The organism is Novosphingobium sp. 11B, from assembly GCF_054589055.1.
In genome coordinates, this window is record NZ_BAAILP010000147.1 from 61,175 (window position 1) to 68,236 (window position 7,062).

A 7,062-nucleotide genomic window follows, 5' to 3' on the forward strand; every position below is an offset into this window, starting at 1 on the left:
AGGAGTGCCCCGCACATGACACACCAGCCCTGCAAATGCATCGAAGAGATCAACGCCGCCCTGGACGAACACACGCTGGATACGGCGATCGTCTTTTCCCGCGATCTTCGAGGAATGACCGCGCGGACGTACACCGGCCTCATGCGCAAGGATAACGGGAAAGCCGAAACCCGTTCGCACAAACCCCGCGTGTTCGGGCACAAGTTCTGCCCCTTCTGCGGATCCGCATACGATCCAGCGCCGGCAACGTCGGCTGATCTGGTGAAGTTGCTGGACGATCCCAATGTCGCCGCTGCGGTGAACGAACAAGGCGGAGGGCGGCACGCATGACCGTCCTTACTGAGCCTGAAGCCGCTACGAGAGCCGCTCGCGATTGCTCGCTAGCTGCTGCTCAGCTGTTGATCTTCGCTATGGGCGGCGAATCAACGCAGGTCCGCGCGTTCGACGATCCGGATACATGCGAAACCCTCGCTGAGGCTCTTCGCACCACTCTCGAGATTGACCTCGAGCGCGAGCATCAGCGCAGCGTGCGGAGCGGGCGCGCCGATCTACAAGTTGACCTGATCGCCGCCCTCAACCGCTTTCTGGAGGGCTGGGCATGAAGGCGCTGACCATCTGGCAGCCGTGGGCCTCGCTGATCGTCGCAGGCGCCAAGCCCTTCGAATTCCGAGGCTGGCGCGCACCGCGCTCGCTGATCGGGCAGCGCATCGTCATCCACGCCGGTGCTGGCAAGGTTCCGCCGGCGGAGGTGGTGGACCTCTTCGTTACCCTGCGCGATCGGGATCTCAGCGAAGAGCATCGCATCGCAGCGGCAATGACTTGCCTCGATCCCGAAAAGGCGCTGCCCATCCTCGACCGCGCCTGGTCGCCCGGCGCCGAAGGCCCGCTGCCCATGTCGGCCGGGCTTGGGACCGCGATCGTCGGTGAGCCCCGCGACGGCTACGACATCGCCGAGGAGTTCGGCGTGCCGCACGTCAACGACAGCGACCGCGACGACCAGGCGAATTGGGGCTGGCCGATGCTCGAGGTCGAGCGCTGGGACGTACCCATCGAGATGAAGGGTCGTCAGGGCTTCTGGAACTGGCCCGAGCCCACCGATATGGCGGGAGGCGCTCTGTGATAACATCGGCCCCCTCTCCCGCCGACGAAGCCGTCGCCGAGTTTCTCGCCAGCCTCGCAATCGTGCGAGAACGCCGCGCCCGGGGCGAACTTCTCGCCCGGCCGCGCAGCGTAGACGGCGCCCGTTTGGCAAGCGCGTTCCGGGACAAGCCGCGTCCCGTCGCGCCCTCCATCCCCACGCGTCGCGCCGCCAGCCCCACCGCCATCTGCCGTTCCTGCGGCGCGCGCGGTGAGCACGGCTGTGAACACTTCCTTCCTTTCCTCGGAGCGCCCCGCGCATGAGACTTGCCGCTACCAATTGCGTGCGCGAAATCCGCCACGCCCACATGTTCTGCGGCGTCGGTGGCGGTGCGATCGGGTTCAACAAAGCCCGCCCGCGTGTCGGCAACACCCAAGCAAAGTTCATCTGCGTTGGCGGCATCGACAACGATGCGGGCGCCATCAAGAACTTCGAGCGGCTGACCGGGGCCAAGGGCACGGTCATGGACCTGTTCGACCGCCAGCAGTACATGGCGTTCCATGGCCGCGAGCCGGCGAACGACTTCAAGGAAGCGACGCCCGCCGACATTCGCGCCGCCTATGGGCCGATTGTCGACGTCGCGTTCCTCTCCGCACCCTGCAAGGGCTTCTCTGGTCTCCTGTCCTCGTCACAGTCGAAGACCGACAAGTATCAGGCGCTCAACCGCCTCACTCTGCGCGGCGTCTGGCTGCTGCTCGAAGCCTACAAGGACAGCCCGATCCCGGTGGTCCTGTTCGAAAACGTCCCCCGGATCCTGACACGCGGCAAGTGGCTGCTGGATCAGATCACCGCGCTGTTCCGCGCCTACGGCTACAGCGTCAACCTCGACACCCACGATTGCGGGGTGATCGGCAACCTGGCGCAGAGCCGTAAGCGCGCGCTGCTGATCGCCCGGCACATGGAGAAGGTGCCGCCCTTCATCTACCAGCCCCGCGAGCACCGCCTGCGCGGCGTGGGTGAGGTGATCGGCAAGCTGCCGCTCCCGGGCGATCCAATGGCTGGTCCAATGCACCGCGTGCCGTCGCTGCAATGGAAGACTTGGGTTCGCCTCGCGCTCGTTCCGGCCGGAAAGGACTGGCGTGCGCTGAATGACCTCGCCGTGGTCGATGGCAACCTGCGCGACTTCGGCATCTTGCCTGAGGTGCCTCTGCGCGAGAACGCGTTGGGCGTGAATGGCTGGGGCGACACGGCGCCGGTGATCACCTCGCACCGCGCACCGGGACAAGGCCGCTTCTCGGTGGCTGATCCGCGCCCTCTCGATGACTGGCACAACGAGGCGCTGGGCATTCGCGGTTGGGACGATCCTGCTCGGGTGGTCGCCGGCGCGAGCCGCCCGCACAACGGCGCGCACAGCGTCGCTGACCCTCGGCCGGCCTACGGCAGCAGCACGCATCGCCACGTCCTCGGCGTCAATGAGTGGGACGGCAAGCCGACCGGTGTGATCTCGGGTGATCCGAAGCCGACGACTGGCGCTTATGCCGTCGCAGACCCCCGGCCGCCCGAGCGCGCGAACCAGACGTATCAACAGTACGGCGTGAACAAGTGGGATAAAAACGTCGGCACCGTGTCGGGCCAGTCCCTTCCGGGCGGCGGCTCGCATTCCATCGCCGACCCGCGCCTTGGCCGGAAAGCCCACTCGAACGTCTATCGCGTTGTCCCCTTCGACAAGCCGGGCGTCTCGGTCACATCCTCGCGCGACACCGCCGTTGCCGATCCGCGCCCGGCGGGGAAGGACTACACGACCACCAAATATCAGGTGACGCCCTACGATCGCAGCAGCCGTACCGTCATCGGCGCCAGCACGACGGGCGACGGTGCATTTGCGGTTGCGGACCCGCGCCCGAGCTGGGGCAACCAGCGCCACCAGAACATCATGCGCGTCACTCCCTACGAGGAAGCGACGGGCACGATCTCAGCCGGTGGACACAGCGTCACCGGCGGCCATCCCTGCGTCGCCGATGCGCGCCGCGAGCATTATCAGACCGGCGGGCACTACGGCGTCGTTGATTGGGAACAGACTGCATATGCGGTCAGCGGCTCGGCCTGCCACGACAACGGGTTCAACTCCGTCGCGGACCCGCGCGAGGTAGGATTCGACTGCGAGCCCATCCTCTTGCCCAAGCCCGAGGACCGCTTGGTCTGCCGCATCATCTCGACTGATGGGACGTGGCACCGCCCGTTCACGACGTTGGATCTCGCATCGCTTCAGGCGCTCTTCGACCCGGAAGAGATCTTCTACCAGGAAGAGACCGAATTCGGCCTGGAATGGCGCTGCCGCACCCCGTTCGACCTCATCGGCGGCTCGGACGTCACCAAGCGCGAGTGGATCGGCAACATGGTGCCGGGCGCTGCCGCTACCGGCATGGCCGAGACGATCGGTGAGACGCTGATCCTCGCCGACATGGGCGAAAGCTTCTTCCTCAGCACGCGCGAGATCTGGGCCAAACCCGGGGCTCTCGCTCTCGCCATCGACAACGATCAGGCGGCGTTCCGCATTGACGGAGAGGAAGCATGAACCCCTTCTGCCCCCTATGCGCCTATACCGGCTTCAGGGACCACGCCGGCTTTCGCATGGACGTTTGCGAATGCCAGCACGCCGGCCTAGCGCCTGTCAGCATTGGATATGACCCCTGTGAACCAGGCGGCGATTTCGGCGTGGTCCAGATCGGCCCACACCGACTGTATCATGGCGATGCGTATCGCCTGCGCCCCCGGCTCGGTTACTTCGATGCCGAGTTCATGGATCCGCCGTACCGCTTCGACAATCGGGGCGGCGGCACCTTTCGCAAGAGCCGCACGGGCGCGGATATGATCGTCGCGGAGAAGCTGGACCAGGGCTTCGACATGTCGATCGTTAACCCGCTCCGCGCTGGATCCGTGGTGGTCTTTTGCCACAACGACCAGCTGCCCGAGCTGCTCGAATACATCGACCGGCGATACCAGCGTTTTTGTTTGCTGGGCTGGATCAAGCCGAACCCGAGCCCCATGCGCAACAAGCACTACCTCGCGGACGTGGAGCCCTACGTGCATGCCTGGAATCGCGGCCACCATCCGGTCGGCGAGCACCATGACATGCACCGCTGGGTCACCTCGGGCACCATGCCCGCAAAGACCTTTGGGCACGCCACCGTCAAACCGCTCGCCGTAATGGACAAGATCGTGCGCAACATGGCGGGCCGCACGATCATCGATCCGTTCATGGGCACTGGCAGCACGGGCGTCTCGGCGGTCCGTCACGGCAAGATCTTCACCGGCATCGAAAAGAGCGCGAAGCACTTCGCGACGGCCGTGGAGCGGATAATAGCCGCATGGGAACAATCGAAGGCGGTATGACCTCCCGAGCCGTCATCCTTCAATCCGACATCGAGCGTGCTCTTCGCGCCGCCAAAAAGCTTGGCGCGGTGCTAATCGTTGAGCCGCGTACCGGCCGGATGATAATTGATCCGGCCCCAGAGCCGCGAATCGTCCAGTCCCCCACTGCGCTCGACGCTGCCGAGGAGCCTAACCCATGGGAGGAAGGTCTCGACGATGCCGCGCCGTAAAGCCCAGCGCTGGTTGCCTGACAACGTGACAGCCTACAAGGATCGTCACGGTCGGACGCGCTACCGCTACCGAAAAACTGGACAGCAAACCTACAACTTCAAAGCCGACCCCGGCTCCCCCGAATTCATGGAGGAGTACCACGCCGCCTCGGGCGCCGCGCCGATCGGCGTGTCGTCTGCAGGCGCGGTAACGCCGGGATCGATGGAGGACCTCGCCCGGAAGCTATTCGCCGCGCCCCGCTGGCTGCGCATGGCCGCTTCCAGCCAGTACACCTATCGACGGATCATCGAACGCTACCTTGCCCGGGTGGACAAGCGCGGCGTGCGCTACGGCACCTACCCGGCAAAGCGAGCGACGGTCGGCGTCCTGGACGCACACATCGCAGAGCTGGCCGCGACACCGGCGAGCGCCAACAATCTGCGCAAAGCCCTCAAGAAGCTGTTCGATTACGCGATCAAGCTGGGCTGGATGACTATCAATCCAGCGGAAAAGACTGATTCGTTCCGCTCTGGCCCGGGGTTTCACACCTGGACGGACGAGGAGATCGAACGATACCGCGCGCACCATGCGCTGGGGACTATGGCGCGCCTGACGCTCGAGCTCGCGCTCAATACGGCGGCACGCCGATGCAACCTCGCGGAGCTAGAGCGAAAGGCTTTGCGCGATGGCCGGTGGAATGTCGTCCACGCCAAAGGCACTAACGAGACAGACGTTCCGATGACGCCCGAAATGCGCGCCGCGATCGAGGCACTTCCCGCCACTCCGATCCGGTGGCTGATCGTCGGTGAGCATGGCGGACCGTACACGATCGAAAGCCTTGGCAACCGCTTCCGCAAATGGGCGAACTCAGCGGGTTGTCCCGGTTCTCTGCACGGCCTGCGCAAAGCGATATCCCGGCAGCTGGCGGAAGCCGGTGCGACCGACGCCGAAGGCCGCGCGATCACCGGTCAGAAGAAGAACGCCACCTTTGCTCACTACGCTGCCAAAGCCGACCGTGGACGGCTTGCTGACGGTGCGATGCGAAAGCTGATTGGCTAACCCTGTTTGGCTAACCTGCCCGAAGGCCAGTAGTTCTGCGCCTTGGAGAGCAATGGTGGTGGACAGGGCTGGATTCGAACCAGCGTACGCTTGCACGGGCAGATTTACAGTCTGCTGCCTTTAACCACTCGGCCACCTGTCCACACCAGTTGCTGGCGGCTGGAAATCCAAGGAAAACCTAGGAAATCCGGCGTTGGTCGAGGCCCCCGAAGGTGCCCCGTTGCCGAGGAGCCGCGCCTTTGCCGAAGCGAGCCTTGCCTGTCAATGCCCTCCCTGTCAGAGGGGGCAAGATTTTTGCATTTACGCTTAGATTTTTCGAAAGGACTACAGATGACCAAGCGTGGCGGACACGTCGGCCCCCAGGGCGGAGACGAAGGCGAAGCCCGCCGGGGCAAGGCGCTGCGCGGCCGCGCAGGCCGGATGAAGAACGGCCGCGGCAGCGGTCGTGCCTCCACGGGCATGGTGCGCCTATGGGGCCGGCACGCCGTCGAGGCCGCGCTCAAGAATCCGGACCGCAGCCATCGCAAGCTTTGGGCGACTCGCGAAGGCGTCGAATCGCTTGATGGCGAACTGCCCAGCGACTTCCCGGTGGAATGGGCGCAGGCCGCCGACCTCGCCCGCCTCGTCGCCAAGGACGCGCCGCATCAGGGTCTCGTCCTGGAATGCGCGCCCCTCGACGACATGTTCCTTGCCGATGTGCTCGACGGCGACCCCACCCGCCCGGTCGTGGTGCTCGACCAGGTGACCGATCCGCACAACGTCGGCGCGATCATGCGCTCGGCCGCTGCCTTCGACGCCTGCTGCATCGTCACGCAGGACCGCCACGCACCGCCCGAATCGGGCACGCTGGCAAAGTCCGCATCGGGCGCGCTCGAAGTCCTGCCCTGGATCCGCGTGGTGAACCTCGCCCGCGCGCTCGAAGAAATCGCCGAAGCCGGTTACTGGCGCATCGGTCTCGACGGCGCCGCCGAATCCACTCTTGGTGAAGCCCTCCCCACCGGCCCGGTCGCACTCGTGCTCGGTGCCGAGGGGGACGGAATGCGCCACAACATCACCCAGCACTGCGACGCGATTGCGAAGCTGCCGATCAGCGAGGCCATGGAGAGCCTGAACGTCAGTAATGCCGCCGCCATCGCCCTCTACGCAGCGGCGACCCGCGAGACGGAATAGGGAATCCGACCAGTTGCGTATGGCCCCATCGTATGAAGGGGCCGTACGCACTGTAACGGAGTGTCCGGGCGCCTTAGCTCACCGCTAGGTGCAGTTAAGTACACTTTGGGTACTCCTATAGAGGCTTGCACCCAAGCCCAAACGACAAACGCCGCGCCGGCCCTGACGGACCG

7 protein-coding genes and 1 tRNA gene are annotated in these 7,062 nt (G+C 65.1%); 7 read left to right on the top strand and 1 reads right to left on the bottom strand.

Annotated elements, in window-relative coordinates:
* Positions 1 to 15 precede the first annotated feature (15 nt).
* The 6 genes from ACYPYD_RS13895 (at position 16) to ACYPYD_RS13920 (ending at position 5,719) form a co-directional block, all read left to right on the top strand.
* Positions 16 to 330, top strand: a complete 315-nt coding sequence (locus ACYPYD_RS13895) for a hypothetical protein (RefSeq protein ID WP_459663706.1) — start codon at positions 16 to 18, stop codon at positions 328 to 330.
* Entirely contained in the window at positions 327 to 602 is a 276-nt protein-coding gene (locus ACYPYD_RS13900; protein ID WP_459663708.1) for a hypothetical protein, read from the top strand. The genes ACYPYD_RS13895 and ACYPYD_RS13900 overlap by 4 nt, the downstream gene beginning before the upstream one ends.
* On the top strand, positions 599 to 1,120 hold the full coding sequence (locus ACYPYD_RS13905; protein ID WP_459663709.1) for an ASCH domain-containing protein: 522 nt from the start codon (positions 599 to 601) through the stop codon (positions 1,118 to 1,120). Before ACYPYD_RS13900 ends, ACYPYD_RS13905 begins: the two co-directional genes overlap by 4 nt.
* A gap of 277 nt (positions 1,121 to 1,397) precedes the next feature.
* Positions 1,398 to 3,653, top strand: coding sequence for a DNA cytosine methyltransferase (locus tag ACYPYD_RS13910; RefSeq protein ID WP_459663711.1), 2,256 nt, complete (start codon positions 1,398 to 1,400; stop codon positions 3,651 to 3,653).
* Positions 3,650 to 4,471, top strand: a complete 822-nt coding sequence (locus tag ACYPYD_RS13915) for a DNA methyltransferase (RefSeq protein WP_459663713.1) — start codon at positions 3,650 to 3,652, stop codon at positions 4,469 to 4,471. The genes ACYPYD_RS13910 and ACYPYD_RS13915 overlap by 4 nt, the downstream gene beginning before the upstream one ends.
* A gap of 195 nt (positions 4,472 to 4,666) precedes the next feature.
* The gene (locus ACYPYD_RS13920; RefSeq protein WP_459663714.1) at positions 4,667 to 5,719 is read left to right on the top strand and encodes a tyrosine-type recombinase/integrase; all 1,053 of its coding nucleotides are present in this window, start codon (positions 4,667 to 4,669) and stop codon (positions 5,717 to 5,719) included.
* 56 nt (positions 5,720 to 5,775) lie between these two features.
* Here the strand turns inward: ACYPYD_RS13920 and ACYPYD_RS13925 are convergent.
* Positions 5,776 to 5,861: transfer RNA gene (locus ACYPYD_RS13925), tRNA-Tyr, on the bottom strand.
* A gap of 188 nt (positions 5,862 to 6,049) precedes the next feature.
* On the opposite strand from ACYPYD_RS13925, the gene ACYPYD_RS13930 reads away from it, so the two are divergent.
* Entirely contained in the window at positions 6,050 to 6,889 is an 840-nt protein-coding gene (locus ACYPYD_RS13930; protein ID WP_008829170.1) for a TrmH family RNA methyltransferase, read from the top strand.
* Positions 6,890 to 7,062 lie beyond the last annotated feature (173 nt).